The 24,170-nt window shown below is 67.9% G+C and carries 24 protein-coding genes and 1 pseudogene; 15 read left to right on the top strand and 10 right to left on the bottom strand.

All coding sequences use genetic code 11. From position 1 onward, the window contains the following. Nucleotides 1-4 precede the first annotated feature (4 nt). Genes LX13_RS17895 through LX13_RS17865 form a run of 7 tightly spaced genes read right to left on the bottom strand, consistent with a single transcriptional unit; the run spans nucleotide 5 to nucleotide 5,986 of the window. Nucleotides 5-568 carry a cysteine hydrolase family protein gene (locus LX13_RS17895; RefSeq protein WP_253662606.1) on the bottom strand — a complete coding sequence of 188 codons (564 nt, stop codon included), beginning with the start codon at nucleotides 566-568 and terminating at the stop codon, nucleotides 5-7. A 10-nt stretch (nucleotides 569-578) separates the two neighbouring features. Further along, nucleotides 579-1,826 (bottom strand): cytochrome P450, encoded by a 1,248-nt coding sequence (locus tag LX13_RS17890; RefSeq protein ID WP_253662605.1) that lies wholly within the window; start codon nucleotides 1,824-1,826, stop codon nucleotides 579-581. After that, entirely contained in the window at nucleotides 1,826-2,458 is a 633-nt protein-coding gene (locus LX13_RS17885; protein WP_253662604.1) for a PaaI family thioesterase, read from the bottom strand. The genes LX13_RS17890 and LX13_RS17885 overlap by 1 nt, the downstream gene beginning before the upstream one ends. Next, nucleotides 2,455-2,823: a carboxymuconolactone decarboxylase family protein gene (locus LX13_RS17880; protein WP_253662603.1), complete on the bottom strand. Its 369-nt coding sequence runs from the start codon at nucleotides 2,821-2,823 to the stop codon at nucleotides 2,455-2,457. Before LX13_RS17880 ends, LX13_RS17885 begins: the two co-directional genes overlap by 4 nt. Beyond that, nucleotides 2,820-3,728 carry an NAD(P)-dependent oxidoreductase gene (locus LX13_RS17875; protein ID WP_253662602.1) on the bottom strand — a complete coding sequence of 303 codons (909 nt, stop codon included), beginning with the start codon at nucleotides 3,726-3,728 and terminating at the stop codon, nucleotides 2,820-2,822. Before LX13_RS17875 ends, LX13_RS17880 begins: the two co-directional genes overlap by 4 nt. Continuing rightward, nucleotides 3,725-4,453 (bottom strand): SDR family oxidoreductase, encoded by a 729-nt coding sequence (locus LX13_RS17870; RefSeq protein WP_253662601.1) that lies wholly within the window; start codon nucleotides 4,451-4,453, stop codon nucleotides 3,725-3,727. The genes LX13_RS17875 and LX13_RS17870 overlap by 4 nt, the downstream gene beginning before the upstream one ends. Before the next feature lie 42 nt (nucleotides 4,454-4,495). Then, a complete protein-coding gene (locus LX13_RS17865; RefSeq protein ID WP_253662600.1) occupies nucleotides 4,496-5,986 on the bottom strand; it encodes an aldehyde dehydrogenase in 1,491 nt (496 codons plus the stop codon). Between the two features lie 64 nt (nucleotides 5,987-6,050). Between LX13_RS17865 and LX13_RS17860 the strand changes: the two genes are divergently transcribed. From LX13_RS17860 to LX13_RS17815, 10 genes are read left to right on the top strand one after another with little or no spacing between them, the layout of a single operon-like run. Further along, on the top strand, nucleotides 6,051-6,659 hold the full coding sequence (locus tag LX13_RS17860; RefSeq protein ID WP_188489189.1) for a TetR/AcrR family transcriptional regulator: 609 nt from the start codon (nucleotides 6,051-6,053) through the stop codon (nucleotides 6,657-6,659). Further along, nucleotides 6,656-7,894, top strand: coding sequence for a cytochrome P450 (locus LX13_RS17855; RefSeq protein WP_372499937.1), 1,239 nt, complete (start codon nucleotides 6,656-6,658; stop codon nucleotides 7,892-7,894). The genes LX13_RS17860 and LX13_RS17855 overlap by 4 nt, the downstream gene beginning before the upstream one ends. After that, on the top strand, nucleotides 7,894-8,706 hold the full coding sequence (locus LX13_RS17850) for an SDR family oxidoreductase (protein WP_253662599.1): 813 nt from the start codon (nucleotides 7,894-7,896) through the stop codon (nucleotides 8,704-8,706). The genes LX13_RS17855 and LX13_RS17850 overlap by 1 nt, the downstream gene beginning before the upstream one ends. Then, complete coding sequence (locus tag LX13_RS17845) at nucleotides 8,703-10,049, top strand: cytochrome P450 (RefSeq protein ID WP_253662598.1); 1,347 nt, start codon at nucleotides 8,703-8,705, stop codon at nucleotides 10,047-10,049. Before LX13_RS17850 ends, LX13_RS17845 begins: the two co-directional genes overlap by 4 nt. Continuing rightward, nucleotides 10,046-10,237 (top strand): ferredoxin, encoded by a 192-nt coding sequence (locus LX13_RS17840; RefSeq protein WP_253662597.1) that lies wholly within the window; start codon nucleotides 10,046-10,048, stop codon nucleotides 10,235-10,237. Before LX13_RS17845 ends, LX13_RS17840 begins: the two co-directional genes overlap by 4 nt. A gap of 15 nt (nucleotides 10,238-10,252) precedes the next feature. Continuing rightward, the gene (locus tag LX13_RS17835) at nucleotides 10,253-10,804 is read left to right on the top strand and encodes a nuclear transport factor 2 family protein (protein WP_253662596.1); all 552 of its coding nucleotides are present in this window, start codon (nucleotides 10,253-10,255) and stop codon (nucleotides 10,802-10,804) included. A gap of 12 nt (nucleotides 10,805-10,816) precedes the next feature. Next, entirely contained in the window at nucleotides 10,817-12,076 is a 1,260-nt protein-coding gene (locus LX13_RS17830) for a hypothetical protein (protein ID WP_372499936.1), read from the top strand. A 33-nt stretch (nucleotides 12,077-12,109) separates the two neighbouring features. Continuing rightward, on the top strand, nucleotides 12,110-13,723 hold the full coding sequence (locus LX13_RS17825) for an AMP-binding protein (RefSeq protein WP_253662595.1): 1,614 nt from the start codon (nucleotides 12,110-12,112) through the stop codon (nucleotides 13,721-13,723). A 29-nt stretch (nucleotides 13,724-13,752) separates the two neighbouring features. Continuing rightward, nucleotides 13,753-14,604, top strand: a complete 852-nt coding sequence (locus LX13_RS17820; protein ID WP_253662820.1) for an SDR family NAD(P)-dependent oxidoreductase — start codon at nucleotides 13,753-13,755, stop codon at nucleotides 14,602-14,604. Between the two features lie 40 nt (nucleotides 14,605-14,644). Then, entirely contained in the window at nucleotides 14,645-15,547 is a 903-nt protein-coding gene (locus LX13_RS17815) for a DUF559 domain-containing protein (protein WP_253662594.1), read from the top strand. A gap of 50 nt (nucleotides 15,548-15,597) precedes the next feature. On the opposite strand, the gene LX13_RS17810 is transcribed toward LX13_RS17815, so the two are convergent. The 3 genes from LX13_RS17810 to LX13_RS17800 all read right to left on the bottom strand — a co-directional run bounded on the left by LX13_RS17810 (nucleotide 15,598) and on the right by LX13_RS17800 (nucleotide 17,809). Then, nucleotides 15,598-16,764: a DUF6297 family protein gene (locus tag LX13_RS17810; RefSeq protein ID WP_253662593.1), complete on the bottom strand. Its 1,167-nt coding sequence runs from the start codon at nucleotides 16,762-16,764 to the stop codon at nucleotides 15,598-15,600. Beyond that, complete coding sequence (locus LX13_RS17805; protein ID WP_253662592.1) at nucleotides 16,761-17,372, bottom strand: ABC transporter ATP-binding protein; 612 nt, start codon at nucleotides 17,370-17,372, stop codon at nucleotides 16,761-16,763. Before LX13_RS17805 ends, LX13_RS17810 begins: the two co-directional genes overlap by 4 nt. A gap of 65 nt (nucleotides 17,373-17,437) precedes the next feature. Then, a complete protein-coding gene (locus LX13_RS17800) occupies nucleotides 17,438-17,809 on the bottom strand; it encodes a hypothetical protein (protein ID WP_253662591.1) in 372 nt (123 codons plus the stop codon). Nucleotides 17,810-17,861: 52 nt separating this feature from the next. Between LX13_RS17800 and LX13_RS17795 the strand changes: the two genes are divergently transcribed. The 5 genes and pseudogenes from LX13_RS17795 to LX13_RS17775 all read left to right on the top strand — a co-directional run bounded on the left by LX13_RS17795 (nucleotide 17,862) and on the right by LX13_RS17775 (nucleotide 24,170). Next, nucleotides 17,862-18,794: a PaaI family thioesterase gene (locus tag LX13_RS17795; RefSeq protein WP_253662590.1), complete on the top strand. Its 933-nt coding sequence runs from the start codon at nucleotides 17,862-17,864 to the stop codon at nucleotides 18,792-18,794. Nucleotides 18,795-18,884: 90 nt separating this feature from the next. Next, a pseudogene (locus tag LX13_RS17790) lies at nucleotides 18,885-19,687 on the top strand (TIGR03084 family metal-binding protein). Next, complete coding sequence (locus LX13_RS17785; protein WP_253662589.1) at nucleotides 19,684-21,414, top strand: acyclic terpene utilization AtuA family protein; 1,731 nt, start codon at nucleotides 19,684-19,686, stop codon at nucleotides 21,412-21,414. The pseudogene LX13_RS17790 and the gene LX13_RS17785 overlap by 4 nt, the downstream one beginning before the upstream one ends. After that, on the top strand, nucleotides 21,415-22,575 hold the full coding sequence (locus LX13_RS17780; protein ID WP_253662588.1) for an acyl-CoA dehydrogenase family protein: 1,161 nt from the start codon (nucleotides 21,415-21,417) through the stop codon (nucleotides 22,573-22,575). It abuts the gene before it with no gap. Beyond that, on the top strand, nucleotides 22,572-24,170 hold the full coding sequence (locus tag LX13_RS17775) for an acyl-CoA carboxylase subunit beta (RefSeq protein WP_253662587.1): 1,599 nt from the start codon (nucleotides 22,572-22,574) through the stop codon (nucleotides 24,168-24,170). The genes LX13_RS17780 and LX13_RS17775 overlap by 4 nt, the downstream gene beginning before the upstream one ends.

Here is a 24,170-nt window from a genome sequence, read left to right as displayed (position 1 = left end):
GGCCTCAGCGCAGAAGGTCGGCCGTGGCGACCACCGTCGCGAACTCGCCGTGCAGATTCGTCGCGGTGATCAGTGCGAGCAGTTCGGCGTCGATGTGCTCCCCGTCGGGTGTGTTGCGGTCGAACGTGTGCGTTGCGTCGAGCACGAAGGCCACGTCGTAGCCGAGATTCCCGCCGACCCTGGCCGTCGTTTCACAGCAGTGGTTGGTCGTGATCCCGCAGATGACGATCTGCTCGATGCCTTCGTCGGTGAGCCAGGCGTTCAGGTCCGGTGATCCATGAAAGCTGGAGTTCACCGATTTGTGCACCAGCAGATCAGGGGAGCCCGCGACCACGCCCTTGAATGCATTCCCCGGGTTGGACGGGTGCAGCGGAGAAGCTTCGTTGTCGGAGTCGTGTTGCACGAACACCAGCGGGCGACCCAGAGTGCGCCACCGATGGACCAGTGCCGCCACGTTGGCCTCGCAGTCGGGATTGTTGCGCCGTCCCCACCACCCTGCGTCGTCAAACCCTTGCTGGACATCGATGACGATGAGGGCGGAGCGGTCTCTGGGTGTCCATTCGCTCACCGCGCCGATGTTATCGGCCGTAGCTGACCTCGAGATCCTTCACACCGTTGATCCAGCCGGATCGCAGGCGTGTGGGGTCGGCCAGCTTGGTGATGTCGGGCGCGAGGTCGGCGATGGCGTTGAACATGATGTCGACCTCCATGCGGGCCAGGTTCGCCCCGACGCAGTAGTGCGCCCCGCTGCCACCGAACGCCAGGTGTGGGTTCGGGCTCCGGGTGATGTCGAACGTGTTCGGGTTCTCGAACACCTCGTCATCGAAATTCGCTGAACTGTAGAACATCCCGACCCGCTCGCCCGCCCGGATGGTGACGTCGCCGAGCACCACGTCGTTGATCGCGGTGCGCTGGAAGCAATGCACCGGGGTGGCCCAGCGGATCACCTCGTCGGCGGCGGTGGAGGGCCGGTCGCGTTTGAACTGCTCCCACTGCTCGGGGTGGTCGAGGAACGCGTTCATGCCGTGGGTGATCGCGTTGCGGGTGGTCTCGTTGCCGGCCACGGCGATCAGGATGACGAAGAAGCCGAATTCGGCCTCGTCGAGCGCCTCACCGTCGACATCGGCGTTCACCAGGGTGGTGATGATGTCCTCGGCCGGGTTCTTCCGACGGTCCTCGGCCATGGCGTAGGCGTAGCCGAGCAGCGCGGCGTTGGCCTCCGCGGCGTCGATGTCGCCGTAGTCGGGGTCGTCGGTGTTCATCACCGCGTTGGTCCACGTGAACAACTTCTCCCGGTCCGCGGCGGGCACCCCGATGAGGTCGGCGATCGCGGACAGCGGGAGATCCACCGCGACGTCGTCGACGAAGTTGCCGGGGCCCTTGGCGATCGCGGCGGAGACGATCTCGCGGGCACGCGCGTCGAGGATGTCGTGCAGCGCGTTGACCGCGCGCGGGGTGAACAGGCGCGACACCACCTTGCGCATGCGGGTGTGCTCGGGCGGATCGTGGTTGATCAGCATGGCCTTCGTGTACTCGAGCAATTCCGGGGTCATCATGTCCGGCAGTCGCATCACCGCGCCCTGGGTGTTGCTCGACCAATCCGTCGAGTTCTTCGAGATGGCCCGGATGTCCTCGTGGCGGGTGGCGACCCAGTACCCGTTGTCGCGGAACGGGCCGACCTCGGGATCCTGGTCGATCCAGAAGATGCGTTTGGTCTCGCGCATCTGGGTGAACTCGTGGTGCGGCATACCGTTCTCGAGCAACGCGGGATCGGTCAGATCCCAACCGGCACCGAATGGACAGCGGGTGGGGAGTTCGGTCGTCATCAGGGTCCTTCTCTGTCGTCGGGTCGCTCGGTCATGGTCAGTCGGGGCGCGATGAAGATGCCCTCGGCGGTCACGGTGATGCCGTCGGCATCCGACATCGACCCCCGCACGGTCAGCTTCCGGCCTGCGGTGGCGACCACCTCGGCCTCGAGATGTACTGCGCCGAGCGGTGTGGCGCGCTGGTAGCGGAGCGTCAGCGTGCCGGTCATCGCGCTCGCCGCCTCGCCCAGGATGTGGTCGAGCAGCAGCGCGCAGATGCCCCCGTGGACGAGTCCGGGCGGACCCTCGTAGGCCGCCCCCAGCACGACGTCGGCGACAAGGCGATCACCGTCGCGCGTCACCACCATCGGGGGTGCGATCGCATTGCGGATCCCGATCGCCGGGTTGCCCCAGGGCATCCCGGTGCCGTCGGCCGTGTAGCGGACACCGTGCGGGCCGTCGGTCTGCGCCGAACGCAGCATGGCGGTGGCACGGTCGATCAGCTCGCCGGCCGCGCGGATGGTGTCGGGATCGACCTCGGTGCGAATGGCGGCGTCGAGAAGTTGCCGCACCGAATCGGTCAGCGGCGTGTAGACACCGGTGCGCCGGGCCACCTCCTCGGACGTGATGTCCTCGAAGACGAACTGCCTCAACGATTCTTCTCGAAGTTGCCGATGACCTTGCCGAACGTGAAGTTCAGCTTCGTGCCGAGCGGCCACCCGATGTAGTAGCAGAGGAACAGGGCGATCTCGCGGAGCTGATCGGGTTCGAGCTCCCCGTTGCCCAACGCGGCGCCGGCCTGGATCTCGGCGACGTCGTCGAGGCCGGATGCGGCGAGCGCGCCCAGCAGGAGCAGTCGCCGGTCGCGAACGGTGAGTCCCTCCCTGGTCCACACCTCGCCGAACAGGTGGTCGGCGGTGTGGGCGAAGTAGTCCCCGGGCCCGTCGGACAGGTCGAAGCCGTACACCTCGGCCATCTTGTCCAGGCCCTTGCGGCGCTGTTCGCTCATCTCGGTCATCGGGGAACTCCGTTCTGGTGGTGGGTCGCGATCTCGCCCGGGCCGACGCCGAGTCCGTCACCGAGCCGTTCGAGTGCGATACGGCCCAGGGGGAGATCGACGTCGAGTTCTTCGGCGAGGTCGAGCGCGAGGGCCACGTCTTTCTCGCCGAGTCCGCGCACATGGGTGAACACCGAGTGCCAGAAGTCGTCGTCGGCGATGGGGGCGGTGGTCTCGCGCAGCATGATCGCGCCGGCTCCACCGGTGATCGCGTCGGTGTGGCGCACCACCTTGCCGAGCTTGACGATATCGATGCCCGCCGCCTCGGCGAGGCGGGCGGCCTCGGTGGTCGCGGTGAACGAGATGAAGTGGAGGAGATTGCGCGCCAACTTCATCCGCGTGCCGGCACCGATCTCACCGGCGTGGATGGTCATGTCCGACGCCAGCGCGAACACCGGCTTGACCCTCTCGTACGCGGCACGTGGTCCGCCGACCATGATGGCGAGCCGGCCCTGCTCGGCACCGGGGGCGCCGCCGGAGACCGGTGCGTCGACGAGGTCGACATCGTGTGCGGCGCAGATCTCGGCGAGTTCGACCGCTGTGCCCGGCGCGATGGTGGAGTGCACGGCGATCACGGTTCCGGCCGTCGCGGTCTCGAGTATCCCGCCGGGACCGGTGATCACCGACCGCACCTGCGCGTCGTCGAGGACGGTGATCGAGATGACGCGTGCGGTCGCTGCGACCTCGGCGGCCGTCGCCACGGCCGTGGCGCCCGCTGCGACCACCTTCTCGGTCGCCTCGGGTCGGGCATCGCAGACCACCAGGCCACCCGGCCACGCGACGAATCGTTGGGCGATGGGCGCACCCATGTTGCCCAGACCGATGAACCCGATGGGGAACGTCGTGTCCGAATCTGCGGCGGTCATGACCGGATGATCTGTCCGCCATCGACGTTGAAGATCTGCCCGGTGATCCACGAGGCCTCGTCGGACAGCAGGAACAGGCAGGTGCCCTCGAGGTCTTTCGGCGTGCCCATCCGCGACAGCGGCAGCCGCTTGACGATGTCGGCGACCATCTTGCCCGGTGTGGTGGATCGGGTGGCCTCGGTGTCGATGGGCCCGGGCGCGATCGCGTTGACCCGGATCCCGGAACCGCCGAGCTCGGTCGCGAGTTGCTGCGTGAGACCGTTGATGCCCACCTTCGCAAGTCCGTAGAAACCGCTGTAGAGCCATGCCGCGGTGGAGGACTGGTTGACGATCGCGCTACCCGGCTTCATGTGGCCGTAGACCGCGCGGGTCACGTTGAGCGCCCCGTCGAGGTTCACGCTCATGAACTTCTTGTAGTAGTCCCACGGCACGGTGATGAGGAAGTCGAGCTGCATGCCGCCGTAGATCGCGGCGTTGTTGATCAGATAGTCGATCTGGCCGTACTCGTCGAGGGTGGCCTGGGCCAGGGCCTTCGCGGAGTCCTCGTCGGCGACGTCGGTGTGGACGTAGAGCCCACCGAGGTCGGCGGCGACCTTCTCACCCGCCTCGTCGGAGAGGTCGGCGATAACCACGTTGGCGCCCTCGGCGGCCAGTGCGCGGGCATAACCCTCGCCGATGCCGCCCGCGGCTCCGGTGACGATGGCGGTCTTTCCTTCGAACCTCATGAATTGTCCTTCTCTGCTGTGGTGTTCATGGTGGGAGGCCGGTCAGGCCGGGGTCGCGACGGCTTTGGTCTCGAGGTACTCCTCGAACCCGAGCGCGCCCATCTCGCGTCCGATGCCGGACTGCTTGTAGCCGCCGAAGGGGACGTCGGCGCCGTACCAGATGCCGCCGTTGACGCTCATGGTCCCGGTGCGCACACCGTCGACGACATGGGCGATCCGGTCGGGGTCGGTGCCCCACACCGCGCCCGACAACCCGTAGGGCGAGTCGTTGGCGATGCGGATCGCGTCGTCGTCACCGTCGTGCGGGATGATCACGAGTACGGGACCGAAGATCTCCTCCTGCGCGGCGCGTGCGGAGTTGTCCAGGCCCGAGATGAGGGTGGGTTCGACGAAGAATCCCCTCGGGTGCTTCTCCGGTCGCCCGCCGCCGACCTCGACGGTCCCGCCCTCCTCCTGCGCGAGCCTGATGTAGGACTCCACCCGATCGCGCTGTACGGCCGAGATGACCGGGCCGCAGATGGTGCCCGGGTCGGTCGGGTCCCCGGCCTCGAGGCCGGACATGGACTTTCGCGTGTATCGGATGGCGTCGTCGTAGCGCTCGCGCGGGACCAGCAGGCGGGTTGTGATGGCGCACCCCTGACCGGCGTGGGTGACGACGCTGAACCCGGCCATCGAGCAGGCCGCCTTCAGATCGGCGTCGTCGAGCACGATGAAGGCCGACTTTCCGCCCAGCTCGAGGAAGACCTTCTTGAGACTGGCTGCGGCGGCGGTCATCACGGCCTTGCCGGTGGCGGTGGAGCCGGTGAACGACACGATGTCGACGCGAGGATCGGTCGACAGGAGCGCGCCGACGGCGTGGTCGCTGGAGGTGACGATGTTGATCACGCCGGCGGGGATGTCGGTCTCGGTGGCGATGACCGTGCCGACCAGGGCCGCGCACCACGGGGTGTCGGGAGCGGGCTTGAGGACGACGGTGCAGCCGGCGGCCAGCGCCGGGCCGATCTTCGCGAAGTTGATCTGGTGGGGGAAGTTCCACGGCGTGATCGCCCCGACGACGCCGGCGGCCTCGCGCTTGATGATCCGCTGGTTCGGGATGCCCATGGGTTCGGCGCGGCCGAGGTCGGTCTCCCAGGCGAAGTTCTCGGCGAGATCGGCGCAGTAGCCGAGGTCGGCGATCGGGCCCTCGAGCTGAGGCCCGCTGGTGAGGAACGCGGGAGCGCCCACCTCGGCGATCGTGATCTCGCGCAGCTCCTCGATGTGGCCCTGCAACGCATCTCGCAGCTGGCGCAGGCACCGTGCCCGGAAGGCGTGGTCGCGTGACCACGAGGTGGTGTCGAAAGCCGTTCGTGCCGCCCCGATCGCGGCATCCATGTCGGCGGCCGTGCCGTCGGCGGCGAGGCCGATGACCTGCTCGGTGGCCGGGTTGACGATCTCGAACGTGCCACCGGATCCGGGCCGGAGTTCTCCGTCGATCAGGAGGTCCGAACTCTCGACCGGCCTCAGCTTCCGTACCTCGACCTCGGGCTGGACCATGAATCGAACTCCTATCTGGACACGTGTCTGGACTCGCGTTCAAAGCTAATGTAGCGTGACCGTCATGTCCACCCCCGCATTCGGTGAATCCGGTCCCACGTTCCATGAGTCCACGCGTCGGCGGCTGACCAATCAGCAGGCCGAGACCGTCGCCAAGCTCACCGAGGCGGCGCGGGAGGTGTTGGGCGAGGACGGTTTCGAGGGCATGACCATCCGCTCGGTGGCCAAGCGCGCCGGCGTCGCACCCGCGACCGCGTACACCTACTTCAGCTCCAAGAACCACATCGTGGCCGAGCTCTTCTGGCGCATGCTGGTCAATTCGGTGCCCGAGCCGGACCCGTCGTCGCCACCCGCGGCACGCGCCGCCGACGTGCTGCGTCACGTTGCGCTCGTGGTCGCCGGAGAGGACCAACTCGCCGGCGCTGTCACGGTCGCGCTGCTGGGCACCGACCCCGACGTCGAGCACCTGCGTCTGCGGGTCGGCGGCTTCATCCGGGAACGTCTCGCGACCGCGCTGGGCGTGCCGATGGATTCCGACGACCGACGGATCGAACTCCTCGAGATGCTCTACTCCGGTGCGCTGGTGCGCGCCGGTATGGGCTACGGGTCCTACTCCGACATGGCCGACCGCCTGGGTGACGCGGCGAAGCTCCTCCTGGAGGATCTGTCGTGACCACGGGTACCGACACCGCCGGTATGGAGAGCCGGGTCCCGTTCGACCCGTACGACTACGCCTTCCACGAAGACCCGTACCCCACCTACGCCCGCCTGCGCGACGAGGCCCCGGTGTACTACAACGCGGAGAAGGACTTCTGGGCGTTCTCCAAGCACGCCGACGTGCGGGCGGCGTTCCGTGACACGCCACGGTTGTCGAACAGCTGGGGCGTGTCGATGGACCCCGCGGCCTACGGTCCGGATGCGCACCTGTCGATGTCGTTCCTCGCGCTCGACGATCCGAAGCACATGCGCATCCGCAAGCTGGTGTCGAAGGGATTCACGCCGAACCGGGTAAACCAGCTCACCGAGCGCATCACCGAACTGACGCATCAGCACTGGGACGAGTGCCTGGAGAAGGGGGAGTTCGACTACGTCTCCGACTTCGCCGGTCTGCTGCCCATGGATGTGGTGTCGGAACTGCTCGTGGTGCCCCAGGCCGATCGGGCCCGGTTGCGACAGCTCTCCGACGACCTGATCCATCGCGACGAGGGGGTCTACGACGTCCCCCCGGCGGCCGTCGATGCCTATTTCGCCCTGGCTCAGTACTACTCGGACCTGATCGATGATCGGCGGAAGAACCCGGGGAGCGACATGGTCTCGGTCCTCCTCGACGCCGAGGTGGTCGACGAGACGACCGGCGAGCCGACCCGACTGACCGCCGACGAGATCATCGGGTTCCTGATCCTGATGATCGTCGCGGGCAACGAGACAACCACGAAACTCCTCGCGAACGCGATCTACTGGGGATACGTCAACCCGGACGAGTTCGCGAAGGTGTTCGCCGATCCCGAGGCGACCCCGGCGTGGACCGAGGAGACGCTGCGCTACGACAACTCGACGCAGATAGTGCTGCGACGTGTCCTCGACGACGTCGAATACGGCGGGTACACGATCCCGGCCGGCCAGCGCGTGCTGCTGCTCCTGGGCTCGGCCAACCGCGACGACGAGGTGTTCGACGACCCGGACTCGTACCAGATCGGCCGCGACAGCTCGCAGGCTCTCACGAGTTTCGGTCTGGGAACCCACTTCTGCCTCGGCGCCCACCTCGCCCGTCTGGAGGCCAACGTCGCGCTGGCCGAGATCGTGCGATCCTCGTCGAAGATCGAACTGGATCTCGATCGCGCGGTCCGCGTGCACTCGGTCAACGTCCGTGGGTTCGCCAATCTCCCGATGACCGTGACGGCCCGCTGATGCCGCGCTATCCCGGGCATCCCGACCGACGCCCCGTCCTCGTCGCAGGCGGATCGTCCGGCATCGGTGCCGCCACCGGTGTGATGCTCGCCGCCGCAGGACACCCCGTCGCCCTCGGCGCCCGCCGCGTCGAGAAGTCGCAGGAGTTCGTCGAGAAGATCATCGCCGCCGGTGGGGAGGCGATCGCGGTGCCGCTCGACATCACCGACGCCACCTCGATCGACGAGTGCGTCACCAAGGCCGAGGCCGAACTCGGAGCACTCGAGGTCGTGGTGTCCGGCGCGGGTGATCTGTGGCCGGGCCGCACATTCGAGATGTCCGACGAGGAGTTCGCGAACCAGGTCACCATCCATCTTCTGGGCGCGCAACGTCTGTATCGACGCGTCATCCCGGAGATGATCGACCGCCGCCGTGGCGATTTCGTGTTCATCAGTTCCGACGTCGCTGCCGACCCACGGCCACACATGGGTGCCTATGCGGCGGCCAAAGCCGGCGTCGAGGCGCTGGCCCTGGTGGCCCGTCAGGAACTCGAGGGCACCGGCGTACGGGCGAGTCTCGTCCGCCCCGGTCAGACCATGACCGGGATGGGCACCAACTTCGATGCCGAGACCGCTGCGGCGATGCTGAACGACTGGGTGGCCTTCGGGTTCGCCCGCCACGGGTTCTTCCTAAAACCGGTCCATCTCGCGACCGCCATCACCACCATCGTGACCATGCCGCGCGGCTCGCACATGCGCCTGGTCGAAGTCGAGGCCGAGGCGCCGATCCTCGCCCCTTCCGACGACAAGCCCCAGCAAGGAGACAACTCATGACGTTGACCAGACCCGCCCGTGTGTCCGGGGGCGAGGGAGAACACGGACACCTCGACGAACTGGCGTCCGACCCCATCGGCCTGTTCTGGCGGATCCGCGAGGAATGCGGCGATGTCGGCACGTTCCAGCTGGCCGACCGTGAGGTCGTCCTGGTCACCGGGGCCACCGCCAACGAGGAGTTCTTTCGAGCGCCCGAGGAGGACCTCGACCAGGCCGCGGCCTACCCGTTCATGACGCCGATCTTCGGTGAGGGTGTCGTGTTCGACGCGAGTCCCGAGGAGCGGTCGCAGGCCATCCACAACTCCGCGCTCAAGGCGCAGCACATGAAGCAGCACGCCATCACGATCCCGAACGAGGTCGAGCGCATCATCGCCGACTGGGGTGACGAGGGCGAGATCGATCTGCTGGAGTTCTTCGCCGAACTGACCCTCTACACGTCCTCGGCCTGCCTGATCGGCCGGAAGTTCCGTGAGCAGTTGAACGGTCACATCGCCCACCTCTTCCACGACCTGGAGAAGGGCACCGACCCGATCGCCTACGTCGACTACAACGCCGACATCGAGAGCTTCCGCAAACGCGACGAGTCCCGCAAGGAACTGCAGGAGTTCATCCAGGGTGTGATGAACGACCGGGTCGCGAATCCTCCGGAGAGCAAGGAGGATCGCGACCTGATGGACGTGTTGGTGTCGGTGGGCTTCGACTCCAACACCATCACCGGCATGTTCATCTCGATGATGTTCGCGGGGCACCACACCACCTCGGGCACCGCCGCGTGGACGCTGATCGAGCTGCTACGTCACCCCGACTACATGTCGCAGGTGGTCTCTGAGCTCGACGAGATCTACGGTGACACCCCCGCAGGCGAGCGTCCGGAGTACACGTTCGCCCACACCCGGCAGATGCCGAAGGTGGAGGCCGCTCTGAAAGAGGCGCTGCGCCTACATCCTCCGCTGATCATCCTCATGCGGGTGGTGCAGAACGACATCCACATCGAGGGCGTCGAGATCGCGGCCGGCCAGTCGATCGCGGTCTCACCGGCGATCTCGAACCGCCTGCCCGAGGATTTCCCGCTACCCGACGACTTCGACCCCGAGCGATACCAGAAGCCGCGCCAGGAGGACATCGCCAACCGGTGGACGTGGATCCCGTTCGGTGCCGGTCGGCACCGTTGTGTCGGTGCGCAGTTCGCCATCATGCAGCTCAAGGCGATCTTCTCAGTGCTGCTGCAGAACTACGAGTTCGAGATGGCGCAACCGTCGGATTCCTACCGCAACGACCACTCCAAGATGGTCGTTCAGCTCCAGCAACCGTGCCGGGTCACGTATCGGAGGAGGACGCGGTGAGGATCGAGATCGACCTGGACCTCTGCCAGGGCCACGGGGTGTGCGAGATGGAGGCCTCAGAGGTCTTCGAGGCGTTCCGCGATCACGTCGAACTGCGGCAGGCACGACCCGACGACAGCGAGCGCGACGATGTCGAGCGCGCCGTCCAGTACTGCCCCACGCAGGCTCTCCGAATCATCGAAGATTAGAAAGGTCTTTCCCCCATGGCTTTTGATCGATCCGAACTCGACGAGATGGTGGAGCGCTGGCTCCAGGCCAACGTCGACGGCGAGAAGGCCGGCGACTGGCGCAACCTCGCCGAGTTCTACACACCCGACGCCACATACGGCTGGAACTACGGCCCCAAGGACGACTTCATGGCCGTCGGTCGGGACGAGATCCGCGACTTCGCCATCGGTTTCGAGATGGACGGACTCGACGGGTGGACCTATCCGTACCAGTCGTGGGTGATCGACGAGAAGACCGGTGACATGCTCGGCCTGTGGAAGCAGGTCTTCGACGCGACCCGCCCCGACGGCACCCGCTACGCCCTCGAAGGCATCCAGGGCAGCTGGTTCAAGTACGGCGGCGATTTCCAGTTCCGCTGGCAGCGGGACTTCTTCGACTACGGCAACGTCGTCGCACTGTTCATGGAGATGATCACCGACGGTGTTCTCACCGACGGCATGAGTGCACGCATGAACCGCGTCGCCAACGCGAAGGAGCGGCTACCGGGCTGGTACCCGCTCGGCAAGACCCCCGTACCGATGTGGTGAGGACTGTCTGACGTGTCGTATTCCGAACTGTCGCAGAAAGAATTGGCCGTACTCGTACCCGAGCTGTTGCTGGCGGGACAATTGATCGATCGCAGCGCAATGGCGCACATCATCGGCGACTTCGGTCGCGACGTGATGGCCCAGGTCGCCATCGAGGAGTGGATGGCCGCGAGCCCTGTCTACACCGCGCGGATGCGTCGGGCGATGGGCGTCGACGGGGACGGGGTGGTGGACATGTTCAAGTGTCTGCAGCTCGACATCGGCGCCCCGCCGCAGTTCATGGACTTCCGCTACTCGGTGACCGACGAGTATCACGGGAGCTTCGTGCTCGACCACTGCGGCGCCCTCATGGACGTGGAGCCGATGGGCGAGGACTACGTGACCGCGATGTGTCACGACATCGAGGACCCGACGTTCGACGCGACCGCCATCGCCACCAATCGACGTGCCCGGATCCGGCCGGTTCATCGGCCGCCCCGTCGTCCGGAAAACCGCACCCCGCACTGTGAGTGGCTCGTGACCATCGAACCGGATCGCGACGAACTCGAGCTGCCCGACTACACCCACACGATGTTCGCCACACGGGCCGCCGACATCGTGCTGTCGCAGATCGATCTCTCCGAGGAGGGGTGGAACGACTACTCCGGCGACCTGCTCGACGACCTGCAGTTCCGCGACTGGGCGCACAGCACCCTGGTGCGCACCGCCGAGGAGGTGGCGATCCAGCACCAGTTGCTGGTGATGGGGTTCATGGGAGCGGTGTCGCGACGGACCGACGACGAACACGCCCGCGACCTGGTGATCAAGGCGATGACCGGTATCGCCGGCCTCACCGCCGAGCGGATCTCCGCCGCGCTCGGGATCGCCGACGATGCAGCGGGTCTGGCCCGCGTGCTGTCGCTGCATCCCGCACTCGGGCCGGAGCAGTACGTCGGCCTCGGGGTGGTCGCGGAGGGTGACGGCACCGACGCGGTGGTGTCGGTACGGATCCCGCAGGGCAGCGACGCGGTCGCCGACGACAGCTGGGTCGTCCACGTCGACCCCGACCATCTCCTGCCGATCCAGGCGATCGCGACCGCGGTGAACCCGCACTGGGTGATCCAAGGCGCCCGCGTCGACGACGGTTTCCTCATCGTCGACATCGGGTGGGGCCCCGAGCAGCGGGAACGCAAGGAGGTCGCCATCGTCCGGTTCAGTGGCGGGTCGACCTTCTCGTTCGCCGATCGTGGCATCCCCAATTCGGTGATACCGCTGTCCATCTCACCCGTCTGATCTCCCCAAGTCTCATTTCCAAGGAGCGTTGTCGTGGCACAGAACCTGGCCGATCTGTTCGAGCACGCCGTCGATGCCGTGCCCGATCGGGTGGCGGTCGTCGACGGTGGCTCCGGTCGTGAGTTCACCTACGCCGATCTCGAGCGCCGGTCGAATCGGTTGGCACACCTGCTGATCGACCGCGGAGTCAGTGGCGGGTCGCACGTGGGCATCCACATGCACAATGCCGTCGACACGCTCGCGGGGTTTCTCGCGGCGTTCAAGCTCCGGGCGGTCCCGGTCAACGTGAACTACCGCTATGTGCGCGACGAACTGGCCTACGTCTACGACGACGCCGATGTCGTCGCCGTGCTCACCCAGCCCCGGTACGCCGACGCCGCCCGCGCGGCGACCGAGCATCCGGTCGTCGTCGTCGACGAACGTTTCGAGGAGACGCTGGCCGACTGTTCGTCCGATCGCGACTTCGAGGAGCGCGCCGACGACGATCTCTTCCTGATGTACACCGGCGGCACGACCGGGGCGCCCAAGGGCGTGATGTGGCGGCAGGCCGACATGTGGCGCGTCCTCGGGGGCGGTGTCGACTTCTACTCCGGCGAACTGATGGCCGACGAGTACGCGCAGTCGGCCCGTGCGGGTGAGAGTGCCGACCCCATGCGCTTTCTGATGTTGCCGCCGCTGATCCACGTCTCGGGGCTCATGCCGACACTGGGTGCGCTGTTCTCCGGCAACACCGTCATCTTCGAGCCCCGGTTCGACGCTGCCCGTGTCTGGGAGGTCGTCGAGACGTGTCGCCCCGCCATCATGGTGATCACCGGGGATGCCATGGGCCGTCCGCTGATCGACGAACTCGAAGGGCGCGCCGCGGCCGGTCGAACGGTCGACGTGTCCAGCCTGCTCGCGGTCAGTTCCGGTGCGGCGCTGTTCTCCCCGGCCCTCAAGGCACGACTGCTCGGTCTGGCCCCCACCGTCGCGATCAGCGACTCGATCGGCTCGTCGGAGACCGGTTTCGGTGGGATCAGGGTGTATTCGGCGGCCGACACCTCGTTCGCCACCAGCGATCACGCCGGAGGCCCGCGGGTCCCGGCCGGGCGTGGCGCGACGGTGATCGACGACGACGATGCGCCGTTGACCGAGCCGGGGGAGGGGTGGTTCGCCAAGACCGGCTACCTACCCATCGGTTACTACAAGGACGAGACCAAGTCGGCGAGCATCTTCCGCGAACACGAGGGCGTCCGGATGGTCGTCAGCGGCGACCGGGCGCGACTCGAACCCGACGGTGCGATCACCCTGCTCGGCCGGGGCTCGCAGGTGGTGAACACCGGGGGTGAGAAGGTCTTCGTCGAGGAGGTCGAGGGCGAGTTGAAGTCGCATCCCGCCGTCATCGACGCCATCGTGATCGCCGTTGCCGACGAGCGGTTCGGACAGGGGGTCGCGGCCGTGGTCGCGGTCACCGGTGCCCCGGACTTCGAGGCGATCGAGACCCATCTGCGCACCCGACTGGCCGGGTACAAGGTGCCACGCACCTACTGGGTGGTCGACGCGGTGACACGCACCCCCAGCGGCAAGCCGGACTACGGATGGGCGACGTCGATCGCGGCGTCCTCGGAGCCGACCCACGTGCGGGACGCGGCGCGGTCGCACCGGTGAGCGGACTCCCGCTGTCGGGGAAGGTCGCCATGATCGGCGGTTCGAGCCGCGGGATCGGTCTCGCGGTGGCGCATCGGTTGTCGGCGGAGGGCGCCGCCGTCGTGCTGAACGGTCGGGATGCCGACGTGCTCGACGCCGCGGTCGCCGAGATCATCGCCGCGGGAGGTCGCGCGTCCGGTGTGCTCGGGTCGTTGGCCACCCCCGGGATCGCCTACGCGATGGTCGATGCCGCGCGCGAGGACTTCGGTCGGCTCGACGCCGCGATCAACTGCGCCGGGGTCGCCGAACCCAGTGGATCGACCATCCTGACCATCGACTCCGAGGAGTTCGCCGCCCAGATCGACGCCCATCTGACGAGCGCGTTCGAGGTGGCTCGCGCCGCCGCTGAGGTGTTCGCGGCGCAGGGGTCGGGCGCGATCGTCCTGACGGGTTCGGCTGCGTCGCTGGGGATCTTCGGCGGGAGCGGCTATCCGGCGGCCAAGGGCGGCGTCAACGCCCTCGCCCTGGCGATCGCCGCCGAGTTGCGGCCGAGCGGGGTCCGGGTGAACGTGGTGATGCCGGGGGCGAAGACCCGACTGTCGACCGGCGACGACTACCGGGCCCACATCGACGGTCTGCGTGATCGCGGTGTCCTCGACCCCGGGATGCACGCCGCCGCAGCCGATCCGGGGTCGGTCGACCATGTCGCCGCGATCTACGCGTATCTGGTCTCCGACCTCGCCGTCGACATCACCGGGTCGGTGTTCAGCGCAGCAGGCAACTTCATCGGCCGCTACGCCGAGCCCGAGCTGTCCCTGATCGCTTACCGCGACCACGTCGACACCCCGCCGTACACCCTCGACGACATCGACGCCGCTCTCGCCGCTGTGCGCAATCCGTAGCAGTTCGTGTCGTTGACCGACACGAACTGCTACCGGAGACGTGTCGGAACCGTGGCTGGACGGATTGCGTCCGATAGCCGTGATCCTTCGAGAACTGCTCGCGTCCCACGACGGCGTCATCACCCTGGCGCAGGCCGAATCGGTGGGGTTGAACCGGTCCGCTGTGCAGCGCCGGGTGGTGGCAGGGGAGTGGCGGCGCGTGGGTCGTGGGGTGTTCTTCGTCGCGGATCGCGCGGTGTCGACGCGCGCCCGAATGCGCGCGGGGTGTTGGTCGGTGAGTTCGCATGCCGCGCTGTCGGGTACATCCGCGGCGTGGTGGCATCGTCTCGTCGACGAGGCGCCGACAGTGGTCACCGTGACGGCCCGGCGTGGTCGTCACGCAGGTGTGGTTCCCGCTGTGACGGTCGTCCACCGAGATCTCGACCCGGTGGATGTCGTCGAACGTTCAGATCTACTGATGACCGCGATCCCGCTCACCGTGCTCGACACCGCCGCGGTCACCGGGATGGGCGTTCTCGACTCGGCGTTGTTGCGCGGGCGGGTGTCTCTCGAGCAATTACTCGCCGCCCACGCTCGGTATCCGGGATGTCGTGGCTCGAAGGTCACCGGTGACATGCTGCGCCGGTCGGCCTCGGGAGCCCGTTCGGAGGCGGAACGACTACTCGTCCGGTTGTTACGCGGTGCCGCGATCGGCGGGTGGTCCGCCAACAAGGAGGTCTGCGGCTTCCCAGTCGACGTCGTATTCGACGCCGAGAAAGTGTTGGTGGAGATCGACGGGATGGCGTTCCATTCCGACGCCCGCGCCTTCCAACACGACCGGACGCGGCAGAACATTCTCGTGGCCAACGGGTGGACCATTCTGCGATTCACCTGGGCCGACCTCACCGACCGGCCGCAGTATGTCGTCTCACAGATCCGCGCCGCACTCGCTCGCAATCGGTAGCAGTTCGTGTCGCCCACCGACACGAACTGCTACCGATCAACGCCCCGGACTCAGCCGATGACCGTCGCGATCAGGCCGGTGAGCACCACGGCCGCCGGACCGCGGGCCATCGCGAGCAGCAGGAGTGGCTGCGTCGCGCCACCCTGACCCGTGACGTACACCGGCGCGTCGAAGGGCAGATCGGGTCGGGTGGCGCGGCGAACGACGGCGGACGCCGCTCCGATGGCCACCACCAGCAGCGCGACCACGGACAGGTGCCAGGTGAGGGAGGCGACCAGGCACCAGAGCAGTACGGCGCCGACGGGGACGACGCTGTGCACCGCGGTGACGACGAGACGCGATCCGCCGAGTGCGCGACGCAGGGCCGGCTCCTCGGTGAGTCGGCGCAGTCCGCCGGACACCGCGCACCCCGCGCGATACGCGAGGACGACGGCAACAGCGGGGGCGATCGAGGTGAGGTACAGCGTCTGCGACATCGCGAGTCCGACGGCGACGACCACCATGAACACGACGAGGTCACGAGGGCGACGACGCAGTCGGGCGAGATCGGCGGCCAGGCACGCGCGGGCACGCCCCAGAGGGAGGACGCGACTACGCGACCGGGCGTTTCCGCGCTCCCACCGGACCACACGCGCCGTACTGAGCCATCCGAGGTCCATCGTCACCACGGCCAGGCGCGCAGCGGCGATGAATCCGTCATCCGGTGCGATGACGTCGCGGTGCAGCCGTTCCACCGACCGGCGGGCTCCACGATCGGTGTGCTCGAAAAGAGCCTCGCTGGAACGATGTTGACGCCAACTGGCCGCAGTCATCAGAGTGACGGCGCACGTCGCGGCCGTACCGAGCAGAACCGGCGCGCTCGACCAGTCCAGGATCGATGCGACCACCGCCACCACCAGACAACCCATGACGGCGACCATCGACGCACGCATGCGCCGCGCACGCAGCACGGGCCCGCGCTCACCGGGGCCGGACAGCTTCCACATCGCCTCGGCACGCGAGACCCGTATCGGTCCCCACCACCACAGAGCGGTGCCGACGATCAGTGCGCACAGCGCAACGGTCCACCCGACGAGAACCGGGGTCGGCGAGCCCAGACCTGATGCGACGCCCACGACGCCGGCCACGCGTTCGGGTTGTAGGAAGTACCACCCCAGTCCGGCGACCACGGCACCTGTCATGACCACTCCGGGCAGGTCGTCGGTGTCGATTCTCATCGCCCCACCGTCACCGTCTGGTCGGCGCACTGCGTGACGAGCTCAGGGCTGTGGGTCGCGATCACGACCGATGCGCCGGCTGTGGTCGCTCGGTCGATCCGATCCGCCACCCACGCGCGGCCGTCGGTGTCGAGACCGGACTCCGGTTCGTCGATGACGATCAGGTCGCCGGGGCGAATGAACACGGCGCACAGTGTGAATCGTTGCCGCTGACCCGTCGACAACGTGTGCGGGAACCGGTCGGCCAGATCGCCGATCCCGGAATCGGCGAGTATCTCGAGGGCGTGCGCGGCCTCGATCTCGTGGGCAGCAGTGATCAGGCGCAGGTGTTCGAGGACGGTCAGTTCGGCGAAGGTGGCGTCGTCACCGAGTTCGACCGACACGGCTGCGCGGAACGCAGGATCGCTGTCGTCGGCAATGATTCCGCCAACGCGGACCTTGCCCGAGTCGGGCCTGCGAAGTCCGGCGATGGTCCGGAGCAGGGTGGATTTACCCGAGCCGTTCGGGCCGACCACGGCGAGGCACTCGCCGGGAGGGAGTTGCAGCGTCAGGTCGGTGATGAGGTCGGTGTCGTCAGTGGACAGGCAGAGATGATCGATGAAGAGCATGAGTGGACTTCCGATGTGTGGCGGGCGGGGTCACGAAGAACCGCCTGCCGCAGCGAAAGCCGAGTTCAGGCGGTGGTCGGATTCCCGCCCGGTGCGCGCGGAAGCGACATCTGGAGCAGTGCGAGGTCGTAGGTCCGTGGTCCGGACACCGAACGAGCGACGACGCGCCATCGATGGGCGACGTCGAACGCAAGCCCCTGCCGCGCGGAGGACACGCGGCGCAGAACCCAGTGGGTGAAGGCGTGACGGATGTGCGGGTGTGCGGCCACCGAGACGACGGCGACGCCGAGCGCGACCGAGATCGCAAGCGCGCCCGCGTGGGGTGTCGCCGGCCCGGTGAGACCGATCATCGTCAGCCACCACGCCGCCGTCAGCACGAGCGTCGCAAACGTGGAGGTCGCAGGCAGATGCGCGACCGAGTGTGTTCTCGCCCTCATTCGCCACCTCCCGCGTCGCTGTTGACCAACTGTTTGCGATAGGAGTTTAGCCATGACATCGACCAGCCGGGTGATCGACGGCAACGCCCTGACCGCTTTCGGCGTGGGCGGACCTGCCGCGAGTGAACCGACCGCGACACTGCAGCAGCGGATGGGGCCTGCGGTCACCGATCACCGGGGTCGCATCGAGCTCAGCGCCTACGCGGTCCTCGTCGACACCGTCGGTGGCGGACCGTTCGTCGTCCGCACCGGTCCCGAGTTCGGCGTCGTCCAGGCGCGCCTGGCCTTCGCGACCACGGGCGACCGTGTGCCCGCCCACGGACTGCTCACTGCGACGGCCACCGTGCGCGACCGACACGACATGTTCGGGCTGACCACCGTCGACGTCACCGGAGCAGCCGACGAGCTGTACGCGTCGGTGCTGGTCCGCAACGCCCGGACCGCGCGCACCTTCGACCCCGAGTTGCTCGCCCGCGGCCGCGACGCCTCCGACACCGGTGCCGGCGAGCGCGCGACCGTCCCGGACACCATGGGTTCCGACACCGACCTGCCGCCGCGCATCGACCCCGCCCTGACCGGACGCCAGATCGTCGAGGCGATCACCCGGGAACGACTCTCGAGCGGCCCCATCGCCGAACTGCTGTCGCTGACGGCTCGTGGCGGGGACGACGGGCCGACGGTCGTGTGCTCGCCGCAGTCGTGGATGGCCAACCCGCTGGGCACCATGCACGGCGGCGTGATCGCGGCGATCACCGCGCAGGCGTGCTCGCTCGCCGGTCAGCAGCACACCGCCGCGGGCCAGAACTACACCATGATCGACTTCGCGGTGAACTTCTTCCGGTCGCCGCCGGTGGACGCGGGGGAGCTCGTCGTCACCACCCGCACCGAGCGGGTCGGACGACGGCTCGGGTCGGTGTCGGCCGTGCTCACGCAGGCCGACGGCACCCTGCTGGCCCGCGCCACCGCCGACCTCACCTTCGGCTGATCTGAGCCGCCCGCAGGGATCCTGCGGGTTCGCTGTCAAAACAAGCATGCGTGCTTGCTTTTTATTGGCACACCTGTGACGCTGTGTGCCATGACCGCTGTGGAGTCCCTGGTTGCCGACATGGTCGCTGAGGGGGAGTCGCTCGACGCCCTGGTCGCGGACCTCGGCGACGACACCTGGCGCACGCTCACGCCCGCCGTCGGCTGGACCATCGCCCATCAGATCGGGCACCTGTCCTGGACCGACCGGGTCGCCACTCTGTCCGCGGCTGATCCCGACGCGTTCGTCGACGTCCTCGCCCGGGTGCCGCCGACCCCGCAGGCTTCGTCGACGCCGCCGCGGAGCTGGCCGCCGCGGACGCGCCTGCCGACATCCTCGCCGCGTGGCGCACGAACCGTGCCGAGCTGGCGACCGCGCTCGTCGCCGTCCCGTCCGGGACCAAGCTGAGCTGGTTCGGCCCGCCCATGTCGGCGGCGTCGATGGCGACCGCCCGCATCATGGAGCTCTGGGCCCACGGACTCGACGTCGCCGACACACTCGGGGTCACCGTGGAGCCGACGTCGCGCATCCGCGCCGTCGCGCACATCGGTGTCCGCACCCGCGACTTCGCCTACGTCGTCAACGGCCGCACCCCGCCGACCGCCGAGTTCCGCGTCGAACTGACCGCCCACGACGGTTCGCTGTGGACCTGGGGACCCGACGACGCCACCGACCGCGTGACCGGCCCGGCCATCGATTTCTGCCGGCTGGTGACGCAACGTCGCGCACCCGCCGACCTCGACCTGTCCGTGCACGGCGACGACGCCGCGCAGTGGATCCGTATCGCACAGTGTTTCGCCGGACCGCCCGGACCGGGGCGCGCGCCCCGATCGACCGAGATGAGTACCGCATGACCACCTCTGTCCCCGCCGTACCCCGCACCGCTCCCTGCGTGCGCGTCGGCAACGCGTCCGGCTTCTACGGTGACCGCTTCACCGCCATGCGCGAGATGCTCGAGGGTGGCGACCTCGACTACCTCACCGGCGACTACCTCGCCGAGCTGACGATGCTCATCCTGGGCCGCGACCGACTCCGCGACCCTGCACGGGGATACGCCTCGACCTTCGTCCGTCAGATGCGCGAGTGCCTGACCATCGCCGTCGAGCGCAAGGTCCGCATCGTCACCAACGCGGGTGGGCTGAACCCGAAGGGGTTGGCGGACAAGCTGACCGAACTCGCCGACGAACTCGGCGTCGACGTGTCCATCGCGTATGTCGACGGTGACGACCTCATCTCCCGCGCCCCCGAGCTCGGCCTCGGCGAGCCCCTGACCGCCAACGCCTACCTCGGCGCCTTCGGCATCAAGGCGGCCCTCGACGCCGGCGCCGACGTCGTCGTCACCGGTCGGATCACCGATGCGTCGCTCGCGGTCGGCCCTGCTGCACACCACTTCGATTGGCAGCCCGACGATCTCGACCAGCTCGCCGGAGCCGTCGTCGCCGGGCACGTCATCGAGTGCGGTACCCAGGCGACCGGCGGCAACTACGCGTTCTTCACCGAGATCGGTGATCTGTCCCGTCCGGGCTTCCCCATCGCGGAGATCGCGGCCGACGGCAGTTCGGTCATCACCAAGCACCGCGCGACCGGTGGAGCCGTGACGGTCGGCACGGTCACCGCGCAGTTGCTCTACGAGATCACCGGTCCCCGATACCTCGGACCCGACGTCACCACCCGCCTCGACACCGTCGCGTTGTCACAGCAGGGCACCGACCGCGTGTTGATCAGCGGTGTGCGCGGCGAGATCCCGCCGGAGTCGGTCAAGGTCTCCCTCAACACCCTCGCCGGGTTCCGCAACGAGGTCACCATGATCCTCACCGGCCTCGACGTCGAGGAGAAGGCCCGACTGGTCACCGAGCAGTTCGAGTCGTCGCTGGCCACCAAGCCCGAACAACTCACCTGGGAGCTCTCGCGCACCGACCGTGCCGACGGCGTCACCGAGGCCCAGTCGTCGGCGCTGCTGCGCTGCGTGGGCAAGAGTCGCGACGCCGACACCGTCGGTCGCGAGTTCTCCTCGGCCGCCGTGGAGTTGGCGTTGGCCAGCTACCCCGGTTTCAGCATGACGGCCCCTCCCGGCAAGGGCAGCCCGTACGGGGTGTTCGAGCCGGGGTACGTCGCCGCCGACACCGTCGAGCACCGCGTCACCCTGTCCGACGGCACGGTCACCCAGATCCCGCCGAGCCCGGTCCGCGGACCGCTCGCCCCCCTGGTCGACGAACCCCCGCGCCCGGCGCGTGACTGGGGGCCGACCAGCCCGGCGCCACTCGGACTGATCGCCGGTGCGCGCAGCGGCGACAAGGGCGGCAGCGCCAACATCGGTGTGTGGGTAAGAGATCCGGAGCACTTCGACTGGCTCGACGAGATCCTCACCGTCGACCTGCTCGCGCAACTGCTGCCCGAGACCGCCGACCTCACCGTCACCCGTCACCGTTTCCCGAACCTGCTGGCGGTCAACTTCGTGATCGAGGCCATCCTCGGTCGCGGCGTCGCCGACAACGTCCGCTTCGACCCGCAGGGCAAGGGTCTCGGCGAATGGCTACGCGCCCGCGTGGTCGACATCCCCGATCGATTCGAGGTCATCTGAATGAGTCTTGCGACACCCGCGTGGAGTACCCCGGAGCGGCGCGAACTGCGCAGCACGGTCGGTGGATTCGTCGAGCGGCACATCCTGCCGCATCAGGCGGAGTGGGAGCGTGACGGACTCATCCCGCGCGAACTGCATCGTGAGGCGTCCAAGCTGGGCCTTCTCGGCCTGGGGTTCCCCGAGGCGGTCGGCGGATCCGGCGGCGACCTGATCGACGCCACCATCGCCGGCGAGGTGCTGCACGAACGCGGCGCCGCCGGCGGCATCTACGCATCGCTGTTCACCCACGGCATCGCGCTGCCGCACCTCGTGGCCGCGGGCGACGCCGACCAGATCGACCGATGGGTGCGTCCCACCCTCGCAGGCGAGAAGATCGGCAGCCTCGCGATCACCGAGCCCGGTGGCGGCAGCGACGTCGGTCACCTCACGACCTCGGCGGTCCGCGACGGCGACCACTACGTGGTCAACGGAGCCAAGACCTACATCACCTCCGCGGTCCGGGCCGACTTCATCGTCACCGCCGTGCGCACCGGCGGATCGGGTGCCGGCGGGGTGTCCCTGCTCGTCGTGGACACCGACACCCCGGGCTTCTCGGTCAGTCGTAAACTCGACAAGATGGGCTGGCGCTGTTCGGACACCGCGGAACTGAGTTTCGTCGACGCCCGCGTGCCGGTCGGCAACCTCGTCGGCGCGGAGAACACCGGCTTCGCCCAGATCGCGGCCGGCTTCGTCACCGAGCGTGCCGGTCTGGCGACCCAGGCCTACGCCAGCGCGCAACGCTGCCTCGACCTCACCCTCGAGTGGGTGCGCACCCGTGAGACCTTCGGCAAGCCGCTCATCGCACGCCAGTCCGTACAGGACAGCGTCACCGAGATGGCCCGTCGCATCGACATCGCACGGACGTACACGCGCGCCGTCGTCGACCGGAAGGTCACGAGCTCTGACGACCTCATCGCCGAGGTCTGCTTCGCCAAGAACACCGCCGTCGAGACCGGCGAGTGGGTCGCGAACAAGGCCGTGCAGCTGTTCGGCGGACTGGGCTACATGGCCGAGTCGGAGATCGAGCGCCAGTACCGCGACATGCGCATCCTGGGCATCGGCGGCGGCACCACCGAGATCCTCACCGGTCTGGCGGCAAAACGGTTGGGGTACCAGGCGTGACGGCACTGCGATCGGTGATCGACCGGTCCGCGCCGGAGTTCGTCGACGCGGCGCAGACGATGCAGGAGAAGTTGGCCGGGCTCGACGCCGAGTTCACCAAGGCACTCGCCGGCGGCGGCGAGAAGAAGGTTGCCCGTCACCACGAGCGCGGCAAGCTGCTGGCCCGTGAGCGCATCGAGTTGCTGATCGACGCCGACAGCGCCTTCCTCGAACTGTGTCCGCTCGCCGCGTACGGTTCGGACTTCCAGGTCGGTGCGTCGATGATCATCGGGATCGGTGTCGTCGAGGGCGTCGAGTGCATGATCGTCGCCAACGACCCCACCGTGCGTGGTGGCACGTCCAACCCGTGGACCCTGCGCAAGGGGTTCCGCGCCAACGAGATCGTGATGGAGAACCGCCTCCCGTGCATCTCGCTGGTGGAGTCCGGTGGCGCCGACCTGCCCACCCAGAAGGACGTCTTCATCCCGGGTGGTCGGATGTTCCGTGACATCACCCAGCTCTCCGCGGCCGGGATCCCCACCATCGCACTGGTATTCGGCAACTCGACCGCGGGCGGCGCCTACGTCCCCGGCATGTCCGATCACACCGTGATGATCGAGAACCAGTCCAAGGTGTTCCTCGGCGGGCCGCCGCTGGTGAAGATGGCCACCGGCGAGGAGAGCGACGACGAGTCGTTGGGCGGTGCGTTGATGCACGCCCGGCAGTCCGGTCTCGCCGACTACTACGCGCGCGACGAGCAGGACGCCATCCGCATCGGCCGCCGCATCGTCTCCCGTCTGAACCACCGCAAGGTCGGCCCCGGTCCGCTGGCCGCACCCGTCGAACCCCGCTACGACACCGACGAACTCATCGGCATCGTCCCCGGCGACCTCAAGATCCCGTTCGATCCGCGGGAGGTCATCGCCCGGATCGTCGACGACAGCGACTTCGACGAGTTCAAGGCCGAGTACGGGTCGTCGCTGTGTACCGGCTGGGCCCGCGTCCACGGCTACCCGGTGGGCATCCTGGCCAACGCGCAGGGTGTGCTCTTCTCCGCCGAGTCGCAGAAGGCCACCCAGTTCATCCAGCTCGCCAACCGCAGCAACACCCCGTTGTTGTTCCTGCACAACACCACCGGCTACATGGTCGGCAAGGAGTACGAGCAGAACGGCATCATCAAGCACGGCTCGATGATGATCAACGCGGTGTCGAACTCGACGGTCCCGCACATCTCCCTGCTGATCGGCGCCAGCTACGGCGCCGGCCACTACGGTATGTGCGGCCGCGCGTTCAACCCGCGTTTCCTGTTCGCCTGGCCCAGTGCCAAATCGGCCGTCATGGGCGCCGCGCAGCTGTCCGGGGTCATCTCGCTGGTCTCGCGCGCGGCCACCGAGGCCCGCGGCGGAACCGTCGACGAAGAGGCCGACCGCGGGATGCGCGCGGTGATCGAGGCGCAGATCGAGGAACAGTCGCTGCCGGCGTTCCTGTCCGGGATGCTCTACGACGACGGGGTCATCGACCCCCGCGACACCCGCACCGTCCTGGGCATCACCCTCTCGGCGATCGACACCGCGCCGGTCGAGGGAACCTCCAACTTCGGCGTCTTCCGGATGTGA

Origin of the sequence: Williamsia maris (assembly GCF_024171815.1) — a bacterium.
Lineage (GTDB): Bacteria > Actinomycetota > Actinomycetes > Mycobacteriales > Mycobacteriaceae > Williamsia_A > Williamsia_A maris.
The sequence above is the reverse complement of the archived record's forward strand: the minus strand, read 5'-3'. Positions and strand labels throughout refer to the sequence as shown.